Source organism: Microbacterium sp. NPDC077644 (assembly GCF_040702785.1).
Lineage (GTDB): Bacteria > Actinomycetota > Actinomycetes > Actinomycetales > Microbacteriaceae > Microbacterium.
The window spans coordinates 16,422-39,978 of the sequence record NZ_JBFBME010000006.1 but is presented as its reverse complement, the minus strand read 5'-3'; the positions used below and the strand labels follow the sequence as shown (position 1 = coordinate 39,978).

Here is a 23,557-nt window from a genome sequence, read left to right as displayed (position 1 = left end):
CCATCCGGGTCGGTGCCGCGGCGAGATCGCCCGGCACCGACCCATCCGACACTCTTGAAGGATCACACCATGCCCCATCCCACCACGCCCCGGTGGCGGAAACTGATCGTCGCCGCCACCGCGATGCTTGCCGCCACCCTTGTGCTCGCCGGATGTGCCACCGCGTCCTCGCCCGAACCCGCGTCGCCCTCGACCAACAGTCGGGCCGTCGACACCGACTTCCTGGCGGACCACGACCTGGAGGGCCTCGACGCCGCGCAGGTCGTCGAACGGCTCGACACGATGCCCGTCGCTGACCGACCCGCCGATCTGATCGCATCTGTACAGCCGGATGCGCTCGTGCTCACCGACGACCAGGAGCGCGAGACACAGCTGCCGATGCCCGAAGACGAGGTGTACATCTCGGTCGCTCCCTACCGGGAACAGACCCATGACTGCTACTTCCACAGCCTGACCACCTGCCTCGGCGAACTCGCCAACACCGAGGTCCAGGTCACCCTCACCGGCGATGGGGGCGACGTGCTCCTCGACGAGGTACGGCAGACCTACGACAACGGCTTCATCGGCATCTGGGTGCCTCGCGGCATCAAAGCAACTCTCAGTATCGAACACGAAGGGCAGGTGGGAACCACGACCATCTCTACGATGAACGAAGACGACCCGACCTGTATCACCGCGGTGCAACTGACCTGATCGCACAGCATCAATGCTGCTATTTCGCACGCATAAAACGATGCCTCGGTCGACCATTCCATGCCGCGAGCGACAGGGAAGGCCGACCGAGGCGGTGGCATCGAATCGGTTGACGTTGAGTATCGTGCCCGGCAACCGCTGACGAGCTCAGCTTGGAAGGGCTGCAGCCCGTTGTGCGTAGCGTGCCTGGGCCACAGAATCCGACGGAATTACGAGAGTCGGAAGCGTGGCGTGATGGAGCACGTTCGCTGAGGTGCTCCCAAGCACAGTGGCCTTGAGACCGCGTAGCCCTCGAGAGCCGATCACGATGAGCTCGACGTTCAGCCGATCGGCGGCATCGAGGATCGCTTCGGAGGCGGTAGCAACCGTTGAGGATACGAGCGACTCGGCCTTGAGCCCCTTCGACTGAGCCAGTTCCGCCCCTTCGGCGGCGATCTTTTCGGAGGCGTCGAGTGCGGCCCTGTCGAGTGCGTCGAGCTTCTCCAGTGCCGGGTGGCCCTGGAGGTGCGCGGCGAATCCTTCCATGGGCTGCCGTGCGTAGAACACGACGGCTTCCGTGCCCGGGAAAAGAGAGGAGGCGGATTCGATGGCGTACTTCGCGTTGGGTGAGCCATCGTAGGCGATCAGCAATCTCGGTACAGACATGGTGCTCTTCTTTCGTTCAGTAGTTGGATGTGACGCGATGCAGAGTTATGAAACTGGCAGTGCGCGAGTAGGTCGCTTGGTGCGGAAGAACATCGGGACGAGGATCGCACCGGCGAGGGCAATGATCCCGGCCGCAATGAACGCCGCCGAGTACCCCTGAGTGAGCGCTTCGGTGTCACCGAGCTGTCCCGCGCCGAAGCCTGCAGCGACGGCAGACACGACGGCGAGACCGATCGCGGACCCGACCTGGTAGCTCGTGTTCACGATGCCCGAGGCGAGACCGCCTTCCTCGGGCGGGGCTGCAGAGATGGCAACTTGCAGTGAGGGGATGAAGGCAAGTGCTTGCCCGAAGGCCACGATGAGCGAGGGTCCGAATGCGTCGACCCAGTAATTGCCGTCGGGTCGAATGAAAGCCATCCACCCGAGGCCCACCGCGAGGATGACGAGGCCGAGCACGATGGGGACCTTCGGTCCGACTGCCGCGATGATCCGAGGAGCGAGCACGATCATGCCGAGCATGATCAAAATCGTCATCGGAAGAAGAGCTGCTCCTGCCGGGAACGCGGAGAAGCCGAGAACCTGCTGCAGGTACAGGTTCAAGAAGAACCACATGGGCACCCACGCCCCGCCGAGCAGCACCTGCGCAAGGTTTGCGGCGCCCAGATTGGGAGAACGGAAGATCGACAGCCGCATCAGAGGCTCGCGCTTGACGCGCTGGATGATGACGAACAACACGAGGAGGATGACGCCGAGTCCGATCGCGATCCACGTCTCTGGCGACGCCCACCCGGCGACTTCAGCGCGCACGATTCCGTAGACCAGCGCGGCAAGGCCCACCGTTACCGTGAGCGCACCGATTACGTCAACCGACCCGCGTGCGCCGAGCTTACCGCCGGGCAGCGCCTTCCACATGACCAGCAGCACGAGCACCGCGATCGGCACGTTGATGAGGAACACCCACGGCCAAGACGCGAACTCTGTGATCACACCGCCCAGGAAGACCCCGGCCGTGCCGCCGGCAGGAGCGGCAGCCCCGTAGAACGCCATCGCTTTCGTGAGCTCCTTCGGGTTCGCCCCGAACAGCATCATCAACAGCGTGAGCGCGGCCGGCGCGATAAGCGCAGACCCCGCCCCTTGGAGCACCCGTCCGAGCAGCTCGACCGGCACGTTACCCGCGAGGCCAGCGACGAGAGATCCGATCGCGAGGATTACCCAGCCGGTCGCGAACATCCTGCGCGGGCCGAACAGATCGGAGAGGCGACCGCCGAGGAGCAGAAGCCCGCCTAGCGCGATCACGTAGGCATTGAACACCCAGGAGAGATCGTGCGGGGTGAAGCCGAGATCCACCTGCATCTGCGGCAGGGCGACCCCGATGATCGAGGCATCCATGATGACCATGAACTGAGCCAGCGCGATGAGGAACAGACCCCACCACCGGGCGCTGCTTGTCGGAGGGGACGAGGACATATTTGGGCTCCATTCGAGTTGGGTGGCAAAAGGTCGTACGACATCTTCAATATATACCCTAGGGGGGTAGGGTAACAATGTCGCGATGTAGTTACACGCAGTTGCATGGGCCAGCGCGAGGTCCGCTCCAAGGAATCACGCGAGTCCGACCGGTCCCCCGCACGTTGGCAGCGCTCAGTTCTCCGTCATGAGCGGCAGGGAAGTCGGCGCGGTCTGCTGCCACGTCGCGGAGCGATAGCTCGCAGCGACGTTGCAGGGGTAGCCAACAAGGTCATTGAGGCGAGCTTGATTGATCGTCGCGATGCGTCACATCCGCTTAGGTTGCTGGGCATCGCTCGACAACGCCGACAGCAACGGTTCCCACTGCTCGCTCCTGGGCGTCGATCGACCATCACAACGCTCTCGATCGATGCGGGATCTAAGCGTCACGCCGAGGAGGTCGCGGCGATCATGCGCTCGCAGCCGCCTGGCTCGATTAAATTCGACGGCTAGGCTCACCCGCCATCGTCTCAGTCCAGGCCCGCCCGTTGCCTGTCACGCGTTGAATTCTGAGCGCCATCCGGTGTGGTGAAGCCGTTCAAATCCGTCGAGAAGGATGTCGAGCGCAAATACGAACTCGGTCTCCTCGTTGCAGTCTGCGCCCGCCTGTGACGCCGTGGACGCCATGCGGACGATGGCCGGGTACGCCTCGGCGTACGCCGCGAGGGCGGCTGCCCGCGTCGAGGCATCGGCGGGTAGTGAGGGTGTCGGCATGACATCCCGCGTGAAGCCCCACATGCGCGTGCTGAGCGCATGCATAGCGTGGTGGACGAGGTCCGCGGAGAGGCCCCCGCGAAACATGGCGTCCATCAGCGCATCCATATGCGAGAGCACGGCATCGCCCGCCATCGTCCGAGTCTCAATCGCCGGGCGCACCCACCCGTGGCGCGTCGTCGCTGCTCGCGCCGCGAGGATGCGTGCTCGGAGTTCGTGCCGCCAGTCGTCATCCTGGATCGGGACGTCGAACCCCGCGACGATCCGCTCGACCATCGCGTCGATCAGTTCCTCGCGATTCGCCACGTGCTTGTAGAGCGCCATCGGCGTCACGCCGAGAGCTTGCCCCAGGCGCCGCATGCTCAGACCGTCCAGGCCGACCTCGTCTGCCAGCGCGATGGCGGCGTTCAGCACGGTGCTGCGGTCGAGAGGAGGTCTGACGCTTGACATATATACAGCGTATACCTAAGCTGATTACTACGGGTATACGCCGTATACCAGGAGAGGTCTTCCATGAGTCAGCAGAATCGCATCTACGCGCGCAGCGCAGGCATCGTCTACCTCGTCACGCACGTGACCTCTGTGACTGCCGTGGCCGCGTACGCAGCTTCGGCCGTGCCGTTGGGGGTGGCGCTCGAGTTCATCCTCGCGCTCGGCTGCCTGCTCACGGGCCTGCTGCTCCTCCCCCTGCTGCGCACGGCCGGCGAGGTGCGAGCACTCACGTTCGCGTTCCTACGTACGCTCGAGGCTGCCGTTATCGCCGCCGGAACACTCCCGATGCTCGCGCTCCTGTGGACCGATGCCGCGGGTACGGTGGCGGGTGAATCGCTTGAGGCGCTGCACACCGCCGCGTTCCTTGTCGGCCAGGGTCTGGTGATCAGCGTCAACACGATCGTCCTGGGGTGGTTGCTCCTGGAGTCGGGCCTCGTTCCCCGTGCTCTCGCCGTCCTGGGCCTGATGGGCGGCGTCTTGGTACTGGGCAGCAACGCGGCGCAGCTGTTCGGGCTCGTGCCCCTGAACGGCGCGGTCGCGGGCGCGTGCGCCGTGCCCGTCTTCGCCTTCGAGCTCTGGTTCGCGTTCTACCTGATCATTGCGGGGCTCCGGCCGCGCACCGACCGGAACGCGGCAGCGATCCCGGACACCATCCCGGCCGCGTGAAGAATCCACCGCTCATCAACCGGAGAACGCTACTTCACGCCTCCATCCCGCCCCGGCCAACCGGGCGCCGACGATGCTCGGCGCGCTGAACGGTCGCTGTTGGTCGCTGATTGAGCCGAGTTCTACGACTGTTCAACTGCCTTCTTACCCTCGGTCGGTCCCGTTCACGAACCAAGTACTCAGGGGAATGGATATCTGCTCTGCGCGTCAAGATATGTTCGGCCTGCAGGTCAAGACGACGAGTGGGTGAGCGGCGGTGGGGTCGGCCTAGCTTGAAGCGAGCGGACGGCCGCGGTGGTGCGTGGTGCGTCGCACGGTGCCGTCCGGGTTGTAGCTGATCCAGTCGCCGATCTTCTTGCCGTGCGACCAGTCCCCGCTGTCGATCAATGTCTGCTCGGCGGTCCAGCGCTCCCAGCGGCCGTGTTTCTCGCCCTCGAAGAAGCCGCCCCGCTGCAGCATCCCGCCGGCTGCGCGATACCACGTCCACTTTCCGTGAAGTGCGCCGTTGCGGTACTCGCCCTCCGAGCGCAGCCGGCCGTCCGCGAAGAAGTGTCGCCAGAGGCCCTGCCGGTCGCCGTCGACGTATTCACCGACCATGACACCACCGTGGGCATCTGGCTCCGACCAGTCGCCGACCTTCCGTCCCGCGCTGTCGAACGCGTTGCGCGTGGCGGCCATCAGGCTGGGCTCGAGATCATGATCAGGTTGCCGCACGTGTCGTCGAGCACCGCACTGGTGACGGGGCCCATCGGTGTCGGGGGCTGGAGGAATGTCACGCCCTGCTCCTCGAGCTCACGATGTGCCGCGTGCACGTCGTCGACTGCGAAGGATGCCGCGGCGATTCCGTCTGCGACGAGCGCCTTCTTGAACGCCTGGGTCGCTGGGTTCTCGTCAGGCTCGAGGAGCAGTTCGACTCCGTCCGGGGCGTCGGCTCCGACGACGGTCAGCCACCGGAACTGACCGACCGGGATGTCGTGCTTCGTGACGAAGCCCAGCTTGTCGGTGTAGAAGGCGAGTGCCTTGTCCTGATCGTCGACGAAGACGCTCGTGACGTGGATGCGTGCCTGCATGGTCGTGCTCCTCAGTGTGTGGTGAGCCAGCGCGCAGTGAGGGAGCGGAGTGGCTCGGGGTTGAGTCGATGGATTTTCGTGCGTCCGGCCCGGCGCGAGTGGACGAGGTCTGCGTCCTCTAGTACCGCGAGGTGCTGGGAGATCGCCTGTCGTGAGGATGTGTTTCCGTGCTTCATGACGAGTCGACTGCAGATCTCGAACAGGCTCTGGTCGTCGCGTTCCGCCAGCTCGTCCAGGATCAGCCGCCGGGTGGGATCGGCAAGAGCTCGGAAGACATCGCTCATGCCTCGACAATAGGCAAGTAGTTACTTGCATGTCAATCATGAAGCTCAGAACCTATCTGTCGCCGGTGGGGTTGCGCCTTCGTGAGGGCGCGGCTTCATCGTGGGAGCGACTTGCGTGCCGTCTATCTCATCAGTCGGCCCCGTTACGGACGAGCGAGCTGTGATACGCGCAGGTGGCGACCGCGGCTTTGGGCCAACTGGAGGTGCCTACGGGATTCGAACCCGTGTGGACGGCTTTGCAGGCCGCTGCCTATCCTCTCGGCCAAGGCACCAGGGTGAGTTCAGTCGCCGGGGGTGAGTCCGGCGACAAGGTTGAAAGCTCCGGTGAGGATGTTCAGTGCCACCACGCCGACGACGTCGGCGATCTCACGGTCGCTGTACCCGAAGCCGCGCAGTTCCTCCACCTGCGCGTCGGTGATGGACGCAGGCTCCCGGTAAACCCGCACGCCCAGTTGGATCATGGCTGCGACGGAGGGATCGTGCGAGGTGCTTTGCTGCGCCCGGGAGATCTCGTTCTCCGAAAGCCCCAGGGAGCGGGCGGCGCTGATATGAGAACGCAGGCACATACCACAGCCCTGTTGAGTCTGCACGGCGATCGAGACGAGTTCGCTAACCTTGCGGTCGAGCTTCGCCCTGCGCATCGCCTTGCTCAACTGCAGGTAGCCGCCGAGCACGGCAGGCGAGTGCGCCATGGTCGCCACCATGTCACCGACGGTGCCGTGGCGCTCGACGAGTTCGCCCAGCAGATCACGAGAGGTCCCGACAGCAGAGGCCGGGGTGAGTTGGGAGAATCGCGGCATCATGCGCTCCTTCATCGGATCGGATCGGATCGAGGCAGGGCGGGACGGGTGGAGCGTTGCGAGCGACGGCAGCAGGAGGATTGCTTCTTAGGAGCGCACCAGTCGGTTGATCGCGTCGGTGGCTTCCTGGATCTTCGCCTTGCCAGCATCGTCGCTGAGCTTCGCGGCATCGAGCACGCAGTGCTTGAGGTGGTCATCGAGCAGACCGGTGGCGACGCCTTGGAGGGCGCGGGTGAGCGCACTCACTTGGGTGAGGATGTCGATGCAGTACTTCTCCTCGTCGATCATCTTCGCGATCCCGCGCGCTTGCCCTTCGATGCGCTTCATACGCTGCAAATATTGAGTCTTGTCGTCGATGTAGCCGTGATGACCGTCGGCGACTTCATTCTCCGATGACATGGGAGTCCTTACTGTTGGCGTTCCAGAATGGAACGGGTACTGACTGCGGGTGTGAGGTCGATGCGGCGCAGCAACTGTGCGTTCAGCGCGACCACGATGGTCGACAGCGACATTAGGATCGCGCCGACGGACATCGGGAGCACGAATCCGACCGGTGCCAGGATACCGGCCGCCAGCGGTACCGAGAGGAGGTTGTAGCCGGCCGCCCACCACAGATTCTGCTTCATCTTCCGGTATGCCACGCGAGAAAGCTCGATCACGGAGAGCACGGAACGTGGGTCGGAGCTGGCAAGGATTACCCCCGCGGACGCGATCGCGACATCGGTCCCCGCGCCGATTGCGATGCCGACGTCGGCCTGAGCGAGCGCGGGGGCGTCGTTGACGCCGTCGCCGACCATCGCGACCTTCTTGCCCTCCTGCTGCAGGGCGGCGACCTTGGCTGCCTTATCCTCGGGGCGCACACCAGCGAAGACCCGGTCAATGCCGAGCTCGCGTCCGACCTCACTGGCAACGGCCTCGGCATCTCCGGTGATCATGACGACTTCGACGCCGAGCCGGTGCAGTGACTTGACGGCATCGCGGGACTCGGGGCGGATCTCGTCGGCGAGGCGGAGCCCGCCGATCACTTGACCGTCACGGAGGACGTGCAGGATGATCGCACCCTCGGCCCGCCATCCGCCAGCTTCACCAACTTCGGGCTGGCCCGTCTCCTCGAGCAGGCGCGGACCGCCAACCCGTATCTCGTGACCGGCGACGTTGGCGGTGACGCCGACCGCCGGTGAGGAGGAGAAGCCGCTCGCGGAATCGAAGGTCAGGCCGCGATCCTTCGCCGACGCGACGATGGCCTTCGCGAGCGGATGCTCACTGTCGGCTTCGGCTGCGGCGGCGAGGGCGAGCACCTGATCGGCGTCGAGGTCACCTGCGGGAGCGACGCCAGTTACGGTGGGCTCGCCCTTGGTGAGGGTGCCGGTTTTGTCGAAGAGCACCGCGTCGACCTGGCGCATGGATTCAAGCGCCAGACGATCCTTGATGAGCACCCCACCGCGCGCAGCACGCTCGGTCGCGATCGACACGACGAGCGGTATCGCGAGCCCAAGCGCGTGCGGGCAGGCAATCACGAGCACAGTGATGCTTCGCACCACGGCGGAATCAGGGTCACCGGTGAACGTCCACACGATCGCAGTGATGACCGCCGACCCCAGAGCGAACCAGAACAGCAGTGCGGCAGCACGGTCGGCTATGCGCTGCGCTCGTGAAGACGAGTTCTGCGCCTCAGTGACAAGACGATTGATGCCCGCGAGAGTCGTATCATCGCCGGTGGCCGTGATCTCCACTCGCACACCGGAATCGGTCGCGACTGTGCCTGCGATCACCGCGTCACCCTCACCCCGGCCGACCGTACGCGATTCACCGGTGATCATCGACTCATCCATCGCCGCGTGGCCGTCGACGATGCGACCGTCGGCGGGCACGCTCCCGCCCGGGCGAACGATGACGATGTCTCCGACCTGTAGTTCAGCCGGAGCGACGGTGACGACCTCGTCGCCCTCGACGCGCTCGGCTTCATCAGGAAGCAATGCGGCCAGGGAATCAAGGGCGGAGGTGGTCTGCGCGAGGGATCGCATCTCGATCCAGTGTCCGAGCAGCATGATGACGACCAACAGCGCAAGCTCCCACCAGAACTCGAGTTCGTGGTGCGCGAGTCCGAGGGTCGCGGCCCAGGAAGCGAAGAATGCCACAGTGATCGCCAGGGCGATCAGCAACATCATTCCCGGCTTACGGCTCGTGATCTCCCTCCACGCTCCGGCGAGGAATGGCCAGCCACCCCAGCCGTACATGGCGGTGCCGAGTACGGGCGCGATCCACATCGCCCAGCCGGGCACTTCGTAGCCGAGCAGCATTGCGAACATGGGAGAGAATGCGACTACGGGGATCGCGACGACGAGGTTGATCCAAAACAGCCGCCGAAACTGCCCCACATGGTCGCCATGTCCAGCATGCCCACCGTGTTCATCGTGACCGCCATGCGCGTCATGAGCAGCGTGACTGTCGATCGTGTGCGCATCATGGCCGGGGTGGTGCTCCTGGCCGTCATGGCCATGGTGCGGACGGGCGTGCTCGATTGACCGCATTTGCATGGCGTCGTGCTCATGGTTCGAGCGGGCCTGGGAGCTGGCGTCTACATGGGAATGATCGTGATGTGCTTGCGGGTGCGCGTGAGGGTCAGTCATGATCTGCTCCTGTTCTTCGAGTAGTACCAGTTTCGGGTAGATCTCAGACCGATACCCCGTGGAGTCGTTGCCCCCACTGGTAGACGGTACTCACTGCATCGATACCAGTGACTCCGGTCACGGTGCCACCCACCTCGTGCCGGACCACGAACTCGTCGCCGTCCTCACGGTGGCTGTCGGCACCGCCGATGTAGCCGACGCCGGAGATCATCCGCCCGTGGACCATCGCCATGTAGGGGCTGCGCGGCATGTAGGCGCCGGGATCGTCTCCGATACCAAGGTCGTGCAGGGCCACCTGCGCTGCGTGTCCCCCCTGGGCGGCGGCATCCTCCCAGTGGTCGATGCGCCAGGCGCCCAGCGCTTCGTCATAGTGCTTGGCGGCACCTCCGGCTGCAAAGACGTATGCAGGTTCGGCGCGGAGATGGTCGTCGACGTCGACTCCGGTCGTCCATGGTGCCGGCGCGGAAGGGATCGTGCCGAGTGCTATGAGGAGGAAGTCGGCAACGACGGGGTTGCCTTCATCAAGGGTGATGGCAACGCCGGATTCGGTTTCATCGACGTGCTGGATGGTGCGACCGAATCGGGTCTGCACCGTTGCGGCGTGGTCAGTAGCAATGCGTTCGGCTACTGGGGCGCCGAAGGCTCCGGTGCCCGGGATCTGGCTGCGGGAGATCAGAATGACCTCGTGTCCGTCGGCATGCAGTGAAGATGACGTCTCGGCTGCGATGATTCCGCCGCCGTAGATCGCCACGCGCGCGGGCCGCCCAAGGCTTGTCCTCAGCTCGCGGATGTGCAGCGCGTCCTTCAGGGAGTGCAACGTGCTGACCCGGCGTCGATCGCTGGCGGTCTCACGTCTGATGACATCAGTGGTGAGGAGGCGGGGCTTACTTCCGGTCGCGACGATGAGCGCGTCGTAGGCAAGCTGCGCGCCAGAGGCCAGTTGCACCTCCTGGTCCGAGGTATTGACTTCGAGCACGGTGTCGGCGACGACCTCGACCTCCGGCAGAGGGAGTGTGATGGCCTCCGGGGGTGTCGGGCCGAACGCGATGCCCTTGATCAGCATCCGTGTGTACGGGGTCTCGCCAGTACGCGTCACCAGCGTCACCCGCACGTCGTCACGGGAGGCGAGACTGCGCGCGGCGGTGGACCCGGCGGCTCCTGCGCCGAGAATGAGGACGTGCGGCGTGGTGGTCATGACGGAAACTCCTGGGCTGTGTGCGGAAGGGGGGTTGGCTATAAGCGGGGTGTCGGTTCTATGAGCGCACGAGGCGTGCGATGGCTGCGGTGGCTTCGGTGATCTTGTGATCAGCGGATTCTCCCCCGGCGACAGCAGCGTCGAGGACGCAGTGCCGCAGGTGGTCGCCCAGTAGACCGATGGCCACGGTTTCGAGAGCGTTGGTGATCGCTGAAATCTGGGTGAGGATGTCGATGCAGTAGCGGTCCTCGTCGACCATGCGGTCGATGCCGCGTACTTGTCCTTCGAGGCGTCGTAGACGGTTACGGTACTTTGCCTTGTCGCTGATGTAGCCGTGCACCGAACTCTCGCCATGCTCGCTCGTCGGACAGATGTCGGTGGCAGCGGTCGTGACGGTCATTTGCTTCGCTCCGATCAGGTGGCGGGGTGGCGCGCTCACCTGGCCGCGCCACCCCGCACGCTGGTGGGTTTACGCCATGTTCGCCGCGTACTTGGCGGGATCCGAGTCGAACGCGGGGCCACAGCCGGCGCAGCAGAAGTAGTAGCGCTGGCCTTCGAAGTCACGGAACAGGCCGGCTGCCTCGGCAGCCGTTTTGTTGACGGGGCTCCCGACCATGACCGGGCAGGTGGTCATGTCGCCAGCGCCGCCAAGGAGGTTGTCGCGGCCGTTGCCGGCCGTTGACGGGTTCGGGGCGGAGGTGCTGCAGCAGCTGGACGTAGCCTGGGTGTCATTCGTCATGATGGGTCGTTGCCTTTCGTTCTGGTGTGGGTAGTGGTGGTTCAGAGCGTCACTGCTGGGTGACGCTCTTGAACCCGCGCAGGCGGAGGCTGTTGCCGACGACGAAGACGCTGGAGAACGCCATCGCCGCACCTGCGAGCATGGGGTTGAGCATGCCCAGCGCTGCAATCGGGATCGCTGCGGTGTTGTAGGCGAATGCCCAGAACAGGTTGGTCTTGATCGTCGACAGCGTCTTCCGCGAGAGCCGGATCGCGTCGACGGCGGCCCGCAAGTCGCCGCGTACGAGCGTGATGTCGGATGCCTCGATAGCCACGTCTGTGCCCGTACCCATCGCCAGCCCCAGGTCGGCCTGGGCGAGCGCGGGTGCGTCGTTGACGCCGTCGCCGACCATCGCGACGGTCTTGCCCTCCTGCTGCAGCCGGGTGACGACGTCGACCTTGTCCGTTGGGAGCACCTCGGCGATGACCTCATCGATGCCGACCTCGGCCGCGATCTGGCGGGCCACGGCTTCGTTGTCACCGGTGAGGAGCACAGGGGTCAATCCGATCTCCTTGAGCTCGCGGATCGCCTCGGCGCTGGTGGGCTTGACGGTGTCGGCGACGATCAGGATGCCGCGTGCGCGCCCATCCCAGCCGATCGCCACGACCGTCTTGCCCTCCGTCTCGGCGCGCGCCTTCGCCTGTGCGACGTCGGTGGAGAGGTGCTGCGACCAATCGGCGAGCAGGGACTCGCGGCCGACGACGACAGCGGTACCGTCGACGATGCCTTGCACGCCCTTGCCCTCAACGTTCGCGAAGTCCTCCGGGGCCGGCAGTTGACCGACCTCCTGCGTGGCGCCCTTGGCGATCGCCTGCGCGATTGGGTGCTCGGAAGCATCCTCCAACGCACCGGCGAAGCGCAGCAGTTCGGCACGATCCACGCCGGGCTCGGTGATGACGTCGACGAGGGTCATCTTGCCGGTGGTGACGGTGCCGGTCTTGTCGAGCACCACCGTGTCGACCTTGCGGGTCGACTCCAGCACCTCGGGGCCCTTGATGAGGATGCCCATCTGCGCCCCCCGACCGGTGCCGACCAGCAGAGCCGTGGGGGTGGCGAGACCCAGCGCGCAAGGGCAGGCGATCACGAGCACTGCGACCGCGGCGGTGAACGCCGCGGCAACGGGGAACCCGGCGCCCAGCCAAGCGCCGAGGGTGACGAACGCGACTACGATCACGATCGGTACGAAGACACCGGAAATGCGATCAGCGAGGCGCTGCACCTCGGCCTTGCCGGTCTGCGCGTCCTCGACGAGCTTCGCCATCTGCGCAAGCTGCGTATCCGAGCCGACGCGCGTGGCACGCACCATCAGACGCCCACCGGCATTCACGGTGGCGCCGGTGACCGAGTCGCCCTCACTGACCTCGACGGGCACTGATTCCCCGGTGAGCATGGACGCATCCACGGCGGACGTGCCGGAGACGACGATGCCGTCTGTGGCGATCTTCTCACCCGGGCGCGCCAGGAACTCGTCACCGACCTGCAGCTCGGATGTGGGGATCTTCACCTCGGTGCCGTTCCGCAGCACGGAGACCTCCTTCGCGCCGAGTTCGAGCAGGGCGCGCAGCGCGGCTCCGGCCTGGCGCTTGGAGCGCTTCTCGAAGTAGCGGCCCGCGAGGATGAACATCGTCACGCCTGCGCCGACCTCGAGGTAGATGTTCGCCGCGCCGTCCGACGGGGCGATCGTGAACTCGAAGGGGTGCGTCATGCCGGGGGTGCCCGCGGTGCCGAAGAAGAGCGCGTAGAGCGACCACAGCAGCGCGACCGACGTGCCCATTGAGATGAGCGTGTCCATCGTCGCAGTGCCGTGCTTGAGGTTCGTCCACGCGGCCTTGTGGAAAGGCCAGGCGGCCCAGATGATGACCGGTGCAGCCAGGGCGAGCGACGCCCATTGCCAGTAGGTGAACTGCAGCGCGGGAATCATCGCCATCGCGATCACGGGCACTGTGAGTACGATCGACCCGATCAGCCGGTGCCGCAGCGAGGTGAGCTCAGTGTCCTCCTCGTCGACCGCCTCGGTCTCCGACGCACTTGCCTTGGCGTTCTTGGGCTTGGGTAGTGCAGCCGTGTAGCCGGTCTTCTCGACCTCGGCGATCAGCAGTGCCGGGTCGTAACCGGCGGGCACCGTAACCTTGGCCTTCTCGGTGGCGTAGTTGACTGTCGCCTCGACGCCGTCGAGCTTGTTCAGCTTCTTCTCGATCCGGTTCGCGCACGAGGCGCAGGTCATCCCCCCGATCTCCAACTCGAAGCCCGGACCACCCGTGGGTGGCGCTGATGTGCTCATCCTCTTCCTTCTTTCAGCTCTGTGTATGCAACGGGGGTCACCAAGATGGATCAGTGGCCGCCCTCGTCGTCCGAGTGAGATTCATCGCTGTCGCCATGGGTGTCGCCGTGGCCGGCGTCCATGACGAACTCGGCGGTGTGCACCGTCCCATCGACCTGGAAGTCGAAGTACAGGAGATAGCGACCCGCAGTGGGCGCCTCGGCCATGAACCCAATCTCCGGGCCGGCCGTGTCGCCCGCGCGAGGCTCGTCGCCTTCGGCGTGGACGTGCAGATACGCCAAATCTCCGTCGCGCAACGCGACCAGGTGGCCGAACGCACCGAGGTATGGCTCGAGCGTGGTGACCGGCTCCCCGTCGCGTTCGACCGATATCGTCAGATCGCTCGACGCTCCGGCCGTGAGGTCGCCGTCGAGACTGACGGTGAAGCCGTCGACCTCGTCGGTACGCTGCACCTCTGCCGTGACCGGGGCAAAAGTGCCCGAGACCTCCACGGTGCGGGTGAGAGTGACGCCTTCGGCGCCCTCGGTAGCGGGGGTGAAGTCGGCGTACACACGGTACGTGCCCGCTGCGTCCCAGGTCCACGGCAGTGACCACGTCCCGGTGGCTTCGTCCAGTTCTGGGTGGACATGCCGGAACTCGGCGCCGTCGGTGCGGACGATGATCAAGTGGAGATCCTTCTCGTGAGCCTCAGCGAACTCTGTCACGGCCTCACCTGAGATGGTCTGAACCTGGAAGCTCAACTCGCCTGCGGCATCAACGGTCCCAGGAGCCTCGACAGGCGAGAGCACGAAGCCGCTCGCGTCGATCGAGACACCATTCGGGGCGTGCACGGCAGCCTGCGCCTCGCTCCCGCCGTGGTCTTCATCATGCGCGTTCATATCGCTTCCTTCCGCCCACGCTGCAACAAAACCGTCTGGGATAACGACCCCTGCGGCCGCGAACGCGCCGCCGAACGCCACCACCAGGCCTGCTCCGTAGAGCGCGAGCCGTGCGCCGGCCTTCATCAGACCCTCACCGCCGAGTACCCGGCCTCCTCGACCGCGGCAAGCACCTGCGCGTCGTCGATCTCACCCTCACCAGTGACGACGAGCTTGCCCGTCTGCGCGCTGACTTCGATGCCCTCGACCCCAGCGATCTCACTGACCTCCTCGCGGATCGACATCTCGCAGTGACCGCAAGTCATGCCGGTCACCTGGTATTCATTCGCAGCCATCAGCTATCCTCCTACCCATGCGGTACCCCCACCGGGTACCCGTATTGTCCCCAACCATATACCCCTGGCAGGTATTCCACAAGGAGGTGAGGAGCGCGACAGCCCAGTGGCACGGACGGCTCCACGCGATCCGTGAAGAACCAGCGACACTCACATGAACGCAGCCTTGCCCCTCGATCACACAGCAAGTCCGCCAGCCCTCCACTTGGTTGGCGGAGACGGTGTGCCTTTGCGAGTGAAGGATCAGATCGCGCACACCCCTTCAGGGCCGGTAGCGGTGCCCTTCGCAAAGCTGATCTTCACCCTTTCCGGCTGGGCACGGGTGGAATCGCCCACAGGCGAGGTCCATCTGGAAGCGGGCAGTATCCTCACGATCCCTCCAGGCTTGGAATGCAGAGGTTTTCCTGAAGAGCATGCCCGTACCGTGACCTTCTACTTCCACCCGGACTACTTGGCTGATCAGATACGGTGGCTGTCGCTCAGGCATCCGCTCGTGCACTGTCTACATCGGGCGTTGGACGGAGAACCTGCACTCGATTCGTTGCGCCTCACGCCTGCCGCAATGCGTGATCTCACGCCGCACTTGGTCAGCCTGTCCCAGTCATCGGCCGGTGCACTTAGTGACTTTGCGAGGCTGTCGATCGCATCCGAGGTGTTCGACGCCGTAGGGCGGCTGAGCGGCCAGTCAACGGGAACCATCCCGGACACAGGCAGGGTCCCTGATCGGGAGGTTGCCACGGCCCTTACGCTTCTCCGAGCAGATCTAAGTCAGCGGTGGAGGATCGATGATCTCGCCCGAGCGGTTGCATTGTCCCCATCTCAGTTGTCGAGGCTATTCCGCGCTCAGGTGGGTCTGTCTCCTGCTGCCCTTCTCCGGCAACTCCGCGCTGATCGCATGGCCGAACTCCTCGTGACCACGAGCTTGCCAGTCAGCGAAGCAGCGGCAGCCGTGGGCTGGAGGGACCCCGCATTCGCCTCACGCTCGTTCAAGCAGCGGTTTGGCATTGCACCGAGCGTTTATGCGAACTCGTGCGGTCCACGATCCGCAAAGAGGCCTATAGTCACGGCAGATACTCACTTGAGCGATTCGCCGTCAACTCGCAGTGCCACCATCGGGGGCGCTCGTTGATTGCCGATCGTGTGTGGGAGAAGTGGAGCTCTGGATTTCGGGGTCGTGCAGGCGGCTCGTGGATGGCTGCGTCGCGTCGGAACCTCGGTTCTCGTGACTCGGTGATGGTGCCGCAACGGGGGCTCGGGATGGATGGGACGGCTCGTACCTGCTGGGTATTCCTGTTCGTCGCACACGGCGGCGAACAAGCCCCGAACAGCAGGGAGCCTCCGCCATGTCAGACCCCACGCCGCCCGGCCCGCGCGCCGCCGACCTCCCTGCTCCGGTCTTCACCGACCCGCGGGTGACGCTCTTCCACGGGGACGCGGTCGAGCTCCTCCGGCTCCTCCCCGAAGCCAGCGTCGACGCGCTGGTGTCGGACCCGCCGTATGGGTTGAGCTTCAACGGGCAGGCCTGGGACGACGCGGCCGGGTTCCGCGAGTCGCTCCCGCACATCGACACCACGGCGATGAGCGCACCCGAAGTCTTCGAGGCGTGGTGCACGGAGTGGGCTGCGGGGGCGCTGCACGCGTTGAAGCCGGGCGCGCATGTTGCAGCGTTCGGTGGTGCACGCACTTGGCATCGCATGGTGCGCGGCTTGGAGAATGCAGGTTTTGAGATTCGCGATCAGATTGCGTGGCTGCACACCACTGGGATGCCGAAGAGCATGGATCTCTCGTACGCGATCGATAAGCACCAGGGCGTGCAGCGCACGGATCGCATCGTGCAGACGAGTGAGCACGATGGGGTTCTCGGCGCAACCCGCACGGTGCTCTCCAAAGGCGCACCGGTTACCGAGGACGCTGCGCGCTGGGAGGGGTGGGGCACCGCGCTCAGGCCGGCGTTCGAGCCGATCATCATCGCCCGTAAACCCTTCGACGGGAGCATCATCGGAAACGTGCTCGAGCACGGGGTCGGAGGCATCAACATCGACGGCGGCCGGTTCGCCGACGATAGGTGGCCGACGAATGTGGCGTTCGATGCGGGGCAGGCGGATGCGCTCGATGTGCTGACGGGGACGTGGCAGGAAGGGGCGTTGTCGCGGAAGTTCCCGATCTTCCGGTTCGAGCACAAACCCGCAGCTCGTGAACGGCCGCGCGCGTACGGCATCTCGCACGCGACGGTGAAGCCGCTCGCGTTGATGCGGTGGCTGGTCACGCTCGTCGCGCCGGTCGGTGGGGTCGTGCTTGAGCCGTTCGCGGGCTCGGGCACCACGGTGGAAGCGGCAGCGGGTGCGGGGTTCCGGGTGGTCGCGATCGAGAAGAACGCCGACTACCTCCCGCTGATCCGTTCCCGCATGGATCAGTGACCGCTTACGCCGACGTGCCGTTCGACGGCGGCTCTCCTGGTGGTGCCCTACCTGAGAGGTAGGCGACTGCTGCACCGGGCGGCGGATCCGTGAACGGAGGAATCATGACCAGTACCGAAGCCGAACCAGCGGAGCCGCCGACCGTCCCGCCGGTCGAGGTTCCTCGCCCGGCGCTGCGTTCTGAGCGGTCGTTGTGTATCGGGGTGATCGTGTGGTCGGATGATCCGGAGGTGGAGCCGACGGTGATCGCGGATCGCAGCCCGGTGACGTTGGCGCGGGCGGTCGCGATCACAATCCACGAGATGCTCGAAGACTCAGACGCCTACGCGGGCGCGACCGAGTTCCTGGTCGAGAATCCGCCACCGCAGGACTGGGTCCTGCCCGAGGACGTCGATGACTGGCTGGAAGCCCTGCGGGAAGCGACCCCGCATCCGTCGCATTCGTTCCATCAGATCCCGCTCGCGGGCGGCGCGGATGGCACGAACCACACGGTCGTGAACCGTCACTTGCAGCAGGCGTTGCGCGATCGAGAACGCGCCCTCACCGCCGACGCTCCGGAGATGCCGCCGCCAGGCGACGGGCACGAGCGGTGGCTGGGGAGATGACGATGACGCGCACGTCTTTGACCATCCGGCGCAACTTCCTCCGGCCCGCTCGACCGCGCCGACCTGCTGCGCCTACTCAGGGAGTACCCGAGTGTTCTTTCGCGGCCGTCGCCGCACCGATGTTCGCTGCCCATGTTCACTGTTCGAAGGAGTATGCCCATGTCTGATCCGCCCCTCCCGCCCGAGCCGGGGCCGACGCCAGCGGCGTTGCGCTCGCATCGGGTGACGATCGAGTTCGATGTCCTCGCCCGCTCCCAGGCGGCGGCTGACTACATGGTGGATGAGGTGCTTGTCGAGGAGCTCGCTGGCCCGCCGGAACAGCTCCGCACCGACGGGGACCGGGTGTTCGGTGAAGACTTCGGCAACGATGTCGCACACATTCTGTCCTGGGCGAAGGTCCCGGATGCTTCAGCGTCGCCGAGGATCGTAGCGGTGCCGTCGGTGGAGTGGGAGCCGTTGGAGGATTCGGGGATCCCGGAGATCGTCGTACGACACATCACCACGCGTGCACGCCCTCAAAGATCTTGCGACGCTCACCTCCCTGGCCGAGGCCTGCGGCAAGGTGCACCAAAGCTACTCGGACTTCGTCATGCTCTGCGCGCTGCTCGCCTCACGAGGATCCGAGATCGCGGGGCTCCAGGTCGGCGACGTGGATTGGGATCAGCGGATCGTGACGATCCGACGCCAGACTTTCCCCGGCTCCGGTGGGCTGGTCACGAAGCAGACCAAGGGGCGCGAGATTCGGCACGTCCCGATCCTGCAGCACCTCGAGCCCGTCCTCCAACGTCTTGCAGTTGGTCGCGCGCCGGAGGAGCGACTGCTTACCGGGCCGCGCGGAGGCGTCCTCACAACAGCTACCGTTCGCGATGCCACGAAGTGGGATGCGCTGGTCTCTCAGCTCGGCATGCCAAACCTCACCCGGCATGGCCTTCGGCACACCGGAGCGACCTGGCTCGCCGATGCGGGCATCCCGCTGCACGTGCTCCAAGGCATCCTCGGACATAAGTCGTTGGAAACCACGCGAGGCTATCTGCACCCCGACACCCGGCACCTCGCCGACGCCGCAGCACAGGCCAACGCGTTCCTCAGCGGCCAAGATGCCAAGGGTACCGAACGACCAGCGCAGGGCTCGCGTAGTCCCTCGCTTAGCCGATGACGGGAAAGCGAATCAGGTCGATTGGTCCCGGTTTGGTCCCGGCTCGTCGTAAACGGCCTTCTCGGGGCGATGCTAAGGCAACCAGTTCGGAGCGGCCGGAGGCTTACATAAACCCTCCGAGGAAACAACGAAGCCCCGGTGAGATTTATCGTCTCACCAGGGCTTTTCTGTCGGGATGACAGGATTTGAACCTGCGACCCCCTGACCCCCAGTCAGGTGCGCTACCAAGCTGCGCCACATCCCGTGGCCTTCGATATTCAGTTCTTCGGGCGACTGGAGAGGGATAAACCCCTTGACCCCCAGTCAAGTGCGCTACCAAGCTGCGCCACAGCCCGTTGTCGTGCGCTCGCGCGCAGGCAACTCCCCTATCTTAGCCGCACGACGGAGCCTTCGCGAACCAGGATGCTTGCCCGTGTCGGAGGCTCGGCGTAACCTGCCGCACATGCCCACGATCACCACCGAACTCGCAAGCCCTGCCGTGTGGGACGACATTCAGCATGCTCTGAGCGGCGGCGGCGACGGTCGCGGCTGTCAATGCGTCTGGCCGGTCCTCACCAACAAGGAGTGGGAGGCCACCGATCTCGCCCAGCGCACAACGCTGTTCCAGCAGGAGGTGGCATCCGACCGTCCGCCCGGGGTCGTCGCCTACGTCGACGGCGAGGCCGCCGGCTGGATCCGCGTGGGTCCGCGGCCCGCGCAGCGGCGCCTCGGGCGCACCCGCAACATCGTCGCGACGACGCACGAGCCTCTCGACGACGAGGGTGTGTGGGGCGTCAGCTGCTTCGTCGTCCGCAAGGAGCATCGTGGCCAGGGACTGAACGCCGCCCTGCTCGACGCGGCCGTCGCATTCGCGAAGGACTCCGGTGCCCGCGTGATCGAGGGCTACCCGATCGACACGAGCAAGACGAAGCCGCACGTGAACGACCTGTTCCACGGTGCTCTGTCGACGTTCCTCGCCGCCGGTTTCACCGCGATCCCCGGGCCGAAGCCCGAACGCCCGATCGCCAGCCTCACCGTCGCCTGACGACCTCCGCTCTACGATGGGTGGATGCCGCGTCGCATCCTGCCCCGAACGATTCTGCTCGCGGCGTTCGTTCCCGTCGCGGCGATGTCGCTCGTGCACGTGTGGGCCCTCGCGGTCGGCAGTGGGATCGCGAGTCCGACGAAACTGTGGCTGATGCCGCTGCTCGCGATCCCGGTGCTGGTCTCCGTACGTCTGCAGCCGGCTCTCGCGATCCTGCTGCTGCTCGCCGCCATCGCGCTCTCCTGGCTCGGCGACGGCGCCGGCGCGTTCTTCCCCGGCGGCCCCGAGCTGCCGCTCATGCTCCTGTTCTTCGGCCTCGCGCACATCGCCTACATCGTGCTGTTCGCACGCATCCTGCGTACGCGCCGGATGCCGTGGTGGACGCTCGTCTACGCCGCGTGGTGGATCGGCATGATCATCGTCCTCGGCCCGCACACCGGAGCACTGCTGCCCGCCGTCGCCGCATACGGAATCGTCCTCGGTGGCACTGCGGCCGTCGCAGCCCGCTGCCATCCGCTCATTGCCGTCGGCGGGGTGTTCTTCCTCGCCGGCGACACGATCCTCGCCTTCCGGCTGTTCATTGCCGACGCCATGCCGGCGTGGACGAGCCCGCTCGTCATGCTCACCTACACACTCGGGCAGGGACTCCTCGTCGCCGGCGCCCTTGTATCCCTGCGGAAGAAGGCCACCGCATGAATGCGCAGAACCCGATGATGACGGCGCCGGTGCGCATCGACAGCTGGCTGTGGGCCATCCGCGTGTACAAGACGCGCTCCGCCGCGACCACCGCATGCCGCGCGGGGCATGTACGCGTCAACAGCGACAAGGTCAAAGCCGCGCAGACGGTCAAGCCGGGTGACGAGGTGCGCGTCAGGATCAGCGGATTCGACCGCATCCTCATCGTCCGCCAGACGCTCACGAAGCGCGTCGGCGCCCCCGTCGCGGCACTCGCGTATGACGACCGCACACCCGCACGCGAACCCGTCGCCGCCCTCGGAGTCCGCGACCGCGGCGCCGGGCGCCCGACCAAGCGCGAACGCCGCGAGATCGACCGGCTGCGAGGTCGGGACTAGGCGTTCAGGCGCTCCCGCAGCTGCGGCCAGGCATCCGCGAAACCCGGATGCAGCGGCCGCTCGTCGACCTCGTCGATCGGAACCCACTCGAGAGCGACGCTCTCGGGGTCGCTGATCACCGGCTCGAACGGCTCGACGACGTCGGCGACCACGGTCGTGTACGACCAGATCCGAAGGTCGAGCACACTGGTGAACCGCACCTGCACCGCCCCCTCGGGGATGCCGGCCTCCTCGGTCGCCTCGCGGATCGCGCCGTCGATCGGCGTCTCGTCCTCGTGCAGCGCGCCGCCGGGCAGACCCCACGTTCCGCCGAAATGGCTCCAGCTCACACGGTGCTGGAGGAGGATGCCGCGCTCGGCGTCCACAGCGAGGAGACCCGCCGCACCGTAGCGGCCCCAGTACTTCTCCCCCGTCTCGGCGACGACCCAGGCGTCGCCCGGATTGCGGGGGCCCAGCGGGCGCCGCGGCTCTCCGCGTGCGGGGGGAACGATCGTCACCGTTCCAGCTTTTCACAGGAGACGGCGGTCGGGGCTGTGCGTTGCGGAAGGTTTCGCGGTGGGACCGCCCCGCTCTGGGAGGATGGAGGCGTGAAACTCCTCGTCGCCGCCCTCGAATCCGAACTCGTCGCCTTTCCCGAGAACCTCCCCGGGTTCGAGCGCCTCGTCACCGGTCCCGGCAAACTCAAGGCCACCTACGGGCTGACCCGCGCTCTCGATGCCGCACAGTACGACGAGATCCTCGTCGTCGGCACGGCCGGCGCGCTCGACGAGACCATCGGGTCCGGCGTGCACGAAGTGCACTGGGCGTTCCAGCACGACGTCATCAACGAAGAGGGCGTCCGCGGCGAGCACGTCTCGATGCCGCAGCGCATGCAACTCGGTGAGGGCGACGTCTCGATCGCGACCGGCGACAGCTTCATCGACGATGCCGAGGCCGTGGAGCTCATCCTCTCCCTCGGCGGGCGCCTGGTCGACATGGAGTCGTTCGCCTACGCCTGGGTCGCCGAGCAGTTCGGCGTGCCGATCCGCATCTGGAAGGCCGTGTCCGACAACGCCCAGGACGGCGCGAACCTCACGTGGGAGCAGGCCGTGACAGCCTGCTCCCACGAGCTCCGCGATCGCGTCCGCGAGGAGTACGGGGTCTAGCCGGCGAGGGCCGGCGCCCCGGCGCGCAGGCGCTCCGCAGCGAGCTCTTCCGCGGCGGCGAGCGGCGTGATGCCCCGCTCTTCCGCGTCGGCGAGGATGCGCCGCACCGTGTCGCCGATCTGCGCGACCTGACCCATGATCTCCTCACGGGTGCCGCGCTGCTTGGCCTCGTTGTCCAGGTAGATCACGCCGCCGGCGTTGACGACGAAGTCGGGGGCGTACAGGATGCCGCGCGAGGCGAGACGGTCGGCGCCGTCGTGTTTCGCCAGCGGGTTGTTCGCCGGGCCGCACACGGCACGGGTGTCGAGGGCGTCGATGACCTCATCGGTGAGGAGCCCGCCGATGCCGGCGGGGACGAAGACATCGGACGACGCGAGGTGCTCGGTTCCGGGCTCAGCCCAGGTCGCACCGAGTTCACCGGCGAGGTGCCGACGGGCCGGATTCACGTCGGTGACGGTGAGGATCGCACCCTCGGCCGAGAGACGGATCGCCAGGCGCCCGCCGACCTGGCCGAGGCCCGAGATCGTGATGCGTCGACCCGCGACGTCCCCGGTGCCCGTGGTGCGCTCGAGAACGGCCCTGAGCGATTCGTAGACGCCCAGGCTCGTGGGACCGGCCGGCTCGCCCGAGCCGCCCGCAGCATCGGGAAGTCCGACGACGTGCGCGGTGCGCTCCCCCACGACAGCCATGTCGTCCATGGTCGATCCGACGTCCTCCGCCGTGCGGTACAGGCCGCCGAAGGACTCGACCGCGTCGCCGAGGTCGAGGAAGGCGTCACGGCGGCGCTCGGTGTCGAGGACGGTCCCCTCCTCGAGTCCGATCACGGACTTGCCGCCACCGGCATCCAGCCCGGCCGTCGCGTTCTTCAACGTCATCGCCGCGGACAGGCGCAGGGCGTCGCCGAGCGCATCGCTCCAGTGCGGGTACGTCCACAGCCGCGCACCGCCGAGGGCGGAGCCGAGAACGGAGGAGTGCAGGGCGACGGCGATGAACAGTCCGCTGCGCCGGCCGGTGATCACCTCCACCCGTTCGTGAGTGAACTCGGGAAGGGGCAGGGTGTGCGACATTGCATCCTCTTTCGGCAGGCCTTGTGGGCGCGGTGAACGGACGCCGTCAGGTTGCGGCATCCACCCTCCATTGCACCACTCGGCCCGTCTTTCGGCAACCAGC

Annotated in this window: 26 protein-coding genes, 2 tRNA genes and 1 pseudogene; 10 read left to right on the top strand and 19 right to left on the bottom strand. The window is 66.0% G+C overall.

The genetic code is table 11. The annotated features are described in order from the left end of the window. The first annotated feature begins 69 nt into the window (after positions 1-69). A complete protein-coding gene (locus AB0269_RS15050; RefSeq protein ID WP_366212067.1) occupies positions 70-693 on the top strand; it encodes a CueP family metal-binding protein in 624 nt (207 codons plus the stop codon). A gap of 147 nt (positions 694-840) precedes the next feature. On the opposite strand, the gene AB0269_RS15045 is transcribed toward AB0269_RS15050, so the two are convergent. The 3 genes from AB0269_RS15045 to AB0269_RS15035 form a co-directional block, all read right to left on the bottom strand. After that, the gene (locus tag AB0269_RS15045; RefSeq protein WP_054683612.1) at positions 841-1,338 is read right to left on the bottom strand and encodes a universal stress protein; all 498 of its coding nucleotides are present in this window, start codon (positions 1,336-1,338) and stop codon (positions 841-843) included. A gap of 45 nt (positions 1,339-1,383) precedes the next feature. Then, positions 1,384-2,805, bottom strand: coding sequence for a DHA2 family efflux MFS transporter permease subunit (locus AB0269_RS15040; RefSeq protein WP_366212053.1), 1,422 nt, complete (start codon positions 2,803-2,805; stop codon positions 1,384-1,386). A gap of 534 nt (positions 2,806-3,339) precedes the next feature. Further along, positions 3,340-4,008: a TetR/AcrR family transcriptional regulator C-terminal domain-containing protein gene (locus AB0269_RS15035; RefSeq protein ID WP_366212052.1), complete on the bottom strand. Its 669-nt coding sequence runs from the start codon at positions 4,006-4,008 to the stop codon at positions 3,340-3,342. Between the two features lie 63 nt (positions 4,009-4,071). Between AB0269_RS15035 and AB0269_RS15030 the strand changes: the two genes are divergently transcribed. Next, the gene (locus AB0269_RS15030) at positions 4,072-4,716 is read left to right on the top strand and encodes a DUF4386 domain-containing protein (RefSeq protein WP_366212051.1); all 645 of its coding nucleotides are present in this window, start codon (positions 4,072-4,074) and stop codon (positions 4,714-4,716) included. Between the two features lie 267 nt (positions 4,717-4,983). Here the strand turns inward: AB0269_RS15030 and AB0269_RS15025 are convergent, their stop codons facing one another. The 13 genes from AB0269_RS15025 to AB0269_RS14965 all read right to left on the bottom strand — a co-directional run bounded on the left by AB0269_RS15025 (position 4,984) and on the right by AB0269_RS14965 (position 14,967). Further along, the gene (locus AB0269_RS15025; protein ID WP_366212050.1) at positions 4,984-5,394 is read right to left on the bottom strand and encodes a hypothetical protein; all 411 of its coding nucleotides are present in this window, start codon (positions 5,392-5,394) and stop codon (positions 4,984-4,986) included. Next, entirely contained in the window at positions 5,394-5,786 is a 393-nt protein-coding gene (locus AB0269_RS15020) for a VOC family protein (RefSeq protein WP_366212049.1), read from the bottom strand. The genes AB0269_RS15025 and AB0269_RS15020 overlap by 1 nt, the downstream gene beginning before the upstream one ends. Positions 5,787-5,797: 11 nt before the next feature. After that, on the bottom strand, positions 5,798-6,070 hold the full coding sequence (locus AB0269_RS15015; RefSeq protein WP_366212048.1) for a metalloregulator ArsR/SmtB family transcription factor: 273 nt from the start codon (positions 6,068-6,070) through the stop codon (positions 5,798-5,800). A gap of 198 nt (positions 6,071-6,268) precedes the next feature. Next, positions 6,269-6,342, bottom strand: a tRNA-Cys gene (locus AB0269_RS15010). Positions 6,343-6,351: 9 nt separating this feature from the next. Further along, positions 6,352-6,885, bottom strand: coding sequence for a carboxymuconolactone decarboxylase family protein (locus AB0269_RS15005; protein ID WP_366212047.1), 534 nt, complete (start codon positions 6,883-6,885; stop codon positions 6,352-6,354). Positions 6,886-6,957: 72 nt separating this feature from the next. After that, positions 6,958-7,269, bottom strand: coding sequence for a metal-sensitive transcriptional regulator (locus AB0269_RS15000; RefSeq protein ID WP_366212046.1), 312 nt, complete (start codon positions 7,267-7,269; stop codon positions 6,958-6,960). Positions 7,270-7,277: 8 nt separating this feature from the next. Further along, entirely contained in the window at positions 7,278-9,500 is a 2,223-nt protein-coding gene (locus AB0269_RS14995; protein ID WP_366212045.1) for a heavy metal translocating P-type ATPase, read from the bottom strand. Positions 9,501-9,543: 43 nt separating this feature from the next. Further along, on the bottom strand, positions 9,544-10,695 hold the full coding sequence (locus AB0269_RS14990) for an FAD-dependent oxidoreductase (protein WP_366212044.1): 1,152 nt from the start codon (positions 10,693-10,695) through the stop codon (positions 9,544-9,546). Positions 10,696-10,753: 58 nt separating this feature from the next. Next, complete coding sequence (locus AB0269_RS14985; protein WP_366212043.1) at positions 10,754-11,095, bottom strand: metal-sensitive transcriptional regulator; 342 nt, start codon at positions 11,093-11,095, stop codon at positions 10,754-10,756. A gap of 69 nt (positions 11,096-11,164) precedes the next feature. Further along, positions 11,165-11,434: a YHS domain-containing protein gene (locus tag AB0269_RS14980; RefSeq protein WP_366212042.1), complete on the bottom strand. Its 270-nt coding sequence runs from the start codon at positions 11,432-11,434 to the stop codon at positions 11,165-11,167. Between the two features lie 49 nt (positions 11,435-11,483). Next, a complete protein-coding gene (locus AB0269_RS14975; RefSeq protein ID WP_366212041.1) occupies positions 11,484-13,754 on the bottom strand; it encodes a heavy metal translocating P-type ATPase in 2,271 nt (756 codons plus the stop codon). 50 nt (positions 13,755-13,804) lie between these two features. Continuing rightward, entirely contained in the window at positions 13,805-14,716 is a 912-nt protein-coding gene (locus AB0269_RS14970) for a hypothetical protein (protein ID WP_366212040.1), read from the bottom strand. Between the two features lie 41 nt (positions 14,717-14,757). Beyond that, the gene (locus AB0269_RS14965) at positions 14,758-14,967 is read right to left on the bottom strand and encodes a heavy metal-associated domain-containing protein (RefSeq protein ID WP_366212039.1); all 210 of its coding nucleotides are present in this window, start codon (positions 14,965-14,967) and stop codon (positions 14,758-14,760) included. A gap of 154 nt (positions 14,968-15,121) precedes the next feature. Between AB0269_RS14965 and AB0269_RS14960 the strand changes: the two genes are divergently transcribed. The 4 genes from AB0269_RS14960 to AB0269_RS14945 all read left to right on the top strand — a co-directional run bounded on the left by AB0269_RS14960 (position 15,122) and on the right by AB0269_RS14945 (position 19,145). Further along, the gene (locus AB0269_RS14960) at positions 15,122-16,096 is read left to right on the top strand and encodes an AraC family transcriptional regulator (protein ID WP_366212038.1); all 975 of its coding nucleotides are present in this window, start codon (positions 15,122-15,124) and stop codon (positions 16,094-16,096) included. Between the two features lie 283 nt (positions 16,097-16,379). Continuing rightward, complete coding sequence (locus tag AB0269_RS14955; RefSeq protein WP_366212037.1) at positions 16,380-17,384, top strand: site-specific DNA-methyltransferase; 1,005 nt, start codon at positions 16,380-16,382, stop codon at positions 17,382-17,384. Positions 17,385-17,473: 89 nt separating this feature from the next. Further along, on the top strand, positions 17,474-17,989 hold the full coding sequence (locus tag AB0269_RS14950) for a hypothetical protein (protein ID WP_366212036.1): 516 nt from the start codon (positions 17,474-17,476) through the stop codon (positions 17,987-17,989). Between the two features lie 505 nt (positions 17,990-18,494). Further along, entirely contained in the window at positions 18,495-19,145 is a 651-nt protein-coding gene (locus AB0269_RS14945) for a site-specific integrase (RefSeq protein ID WP_366212035.1), read from the top strand. A 170-nt stretch (positions 19,146-19,315) separates the two neighbouring features. Here AB0269_RS14945 and AB0269_RS14940 read toward each other — a convergent pair. Beyond that, a tRNA-Pro gene (locus tag AB0269_RS14940) sits at positions 19,316-19,389 on the bottom strand. A 198-nt stretch (positions 19,390-19,587) separates the two neighbouring features. On the opposite strand from AB0269_RS14940, the gene AB0269_RS14935 reads away from it, so the two are divergent. The 3 genes from AB0269_RS14935 to AB0269_RS14925 are packed head-to-tail and all read left to right on the top strand — an operon-like array spanning position 19,588 to position 21,242. Then, entirely contained in the window at positions 19,588-20,169 is a 582-nt protein-coding gene (locus tag AB0269_RS14935; protein ID WP_366212034.1) for a GNAT family N-acetyltransferase, read from the top strand. Positions 20,170-20,193: 24 nt separating this feature from the next. Beyond that, positions 20,194-20,865, top strand: a complete 672-nt coding sequence (locus tag AB0269_RS14930; protein WP_366212033.1) for a lysoplasmalogenase family protein — start codon at positions 20,194-20,196, stop codon at positions 20,863-20,865. 17 nt (positions 20,866-20,882) lie between these two features. Then, on the top strand, positions 20,883-21,242 hold the full coding sequence (locus AB0269_RS14925) for an RNA-binding S4 domain-containing protein (RefSeq protein ID WP_366212066.1): 360 nt from the start codon (positions 20,883-20,885) through the stop codon (positions 21,240-21,242). 14 nt (positions 21,243-21,256) lie between these two features. Here AB0269_RS14925 and AB0269_RS14920 read toward each other — a convergent pair. Beyond that, positions 21,257-21,739 (bottom strand): annotated as a pseudogene (locus tag AB0269_RS14920) (NUDIX hydrolase); the annotation flags it as partial. 90 nt (positions 21,740-21,829) lie between these two features. On the opposite strand from AB0269_RS14920, the gene AB0269_RS14915 reads away from it, so the two are divergent. Continuing rightward, positions 21,830-22,387 carry a nucleoside phosphorylase gene (locus AB0269_RS14915; protein ID WP_366212032.1) on the top strand — a complete coding sequence of 186 codons (558 nt, stop codon included), beginning with the start codon at positions 21,830-21,832 and terminating at the stop codon, positions 22,385-22,387. Here AB0269_RS14915 and AB0269_RS14910 read toward each other — a convergent pair. After that, positions 22,384-23,454, bottom strand: coding sequence for a Glu/Leu/Phe/Val dehydrogenase dimerization domain-containing protein (locus AB0269_RS14910; RefSeq protein WP_366212031.1), 1,071 nt, complete (start codon positions 23,452-23,454; stop codon positions 22,384-22,386). The genes AB0269_RS14915 and AB0269_RS14910 overlap by 4 nt on opposite strands. Between the last annotated feature and the right edge of the window lie 103 nt (positions 23,455-23,557).

Bases quoted from the DNA above. Each gene is read 5' to 3' on its own strand.
- AB0269_RS15050 (WP_366212067.1), top strand. From the start codon at position 70: ATGCCCCATCCCACCACGCCCCGGTGGCGGAAACTGATCGTCGCCGCC.
- AB0269_RS15045 (WP_054683612.1), bottom strand. From the start codon at position 1,338: ATGTCTGTACCGAGATTGCTGATCGCCTACGATGGCTCACCCAACGCG.
- AB0269_RS15040 (WP_366212053.1), bottom strand. From the start codon at position 2,805: ATGTCCTCGTCCCCTCCGACAAGCAGCGCCCGGTGGTGGGGTCTGTTC.
- AB0269_RS15035 (WP_366212052.1), bottom strand. From the start codon at position 4,008: ATGTCAAGCGTCAGACCTCCTCTCGACCGCAGCACCGTGCTGAACGCC.
- AB0269_RS15030 (WP_366212051.1), top strand. From the start codon at position 4,072: ATGAGTCAGCAGAATCGCATCTACGCGCGCAGCGCAGGCATCGTCTAC.
- AB0269_RS15025 (WP_366212050.1), bottom strand. From the start codon at position 5,394: ATGGCCGCCACGCGCAACGCGTTCGACAGCGCGGGACGGAAGGTCGGC.
- AB0269_RS15020 (WP_366212049.1), bottom strand. From the start codon at position 5,786: ATGCAGGCACGCATCCACGTCACGAGCGTCTTCGTCGACGATCAGGAC.
- AB0269_RS15015 (WP_366212048.1), bottom strand. From the start codon at position 6,070: ATGAGCGATGTCTTCCGAGCTCTTGCCGATCCCACCCGGCGGCTGATC.
- AB0269_RS15005 (WP_366212047.1), bottom strand. From the start codon at position 6,885: ATGAAGGAGCGCATGATGCCGCGATTCTCCCAACTCACCCCGGCCTCT.
- AB0269_RS15000 (WP_366212046.1), bottom strand. From the start codon at position 7,269: ATGTCATCGGAGAATGAAGTCGCCGACGGTCATCACGGCTACATCGAC.
- AB0269_RS14995 (WP_366212045.1), bottom strand. From the start codon at position 9,500: ATGACTGACCCTCACGCGCACCCGCAAGCACATCACGATCATTCCCAT.
- AB0269_RS14990 (WP_366212044.1), bottom strand. From the start codon at position 10,695: ATGACCACCACGCCGCACGTCCTCATTCTCGGCGCAGGAGCCGCCGGG.
- AB0269_RS14985 (WP_366212043.1), bottom strand. From the start codon at position 11,095: ATGACCGTCACGACCGCTGCCACCGACATCTGTCCGACGAGCGAGCAT.
- AB0269_RS14980 (WP_366212042.1), bottom strand. From the start codon at position 11,434: ATGACGAATGACACCCAGGCTACGTCCAGCTGCTGCAGCACCTCCGCC.
- AB0269_RS14975 (WP_366212041.1), bottom strand. From the start codon at position 13,754: ATGAGCACATCAGCGCCACCCACGGGTGGTCCGGGCTTCGAGTTGGAG.
- AB0269_RS14965 (WP_366212039.1), bottom strand. From the start codon at position 14,967: ATGGCTGCGAATGAATACCAGGTGACCGGCATGACTTGCGGTCACTGC.
- AB0269_RS14960 (WP_366212038.1), top strand. From the start codon at position 15,122: ATGAACGCAGCCTTGCCCCTCGATCACACAGCAAGTCCGCCAGCCCTC.
- AB0269_RS14935 (WP_366212034.1), top strand. From the start codon at position 19,588: ATGCCCACGATCACCACCGAACTCGCAAGCCCTGCCGTGTGGGACGAC.
- AB0269_RS14930 (WP_366212033.1), top strand. From the start codon at position 20,194: ATGCCGCGTCGCATCCTGCCCCGAACGATTCTGCTCGCGGCGTTCGTT.
- AB0269_RS14925 (WP_366212066.1), top strand. From the start codon at position 20,883: ATGACGGCGCCGGTGCGCATCGACAGCTGGCTGTGGGCCATCCGCGTG.
- AB0269_RS14910 (WP_366212031.1), bottom strand. From the start codon at position 23,454: ATGTCGCACACCCTGCCCCTTCCCGAGTTCACTCACGAACGGGTGGAG.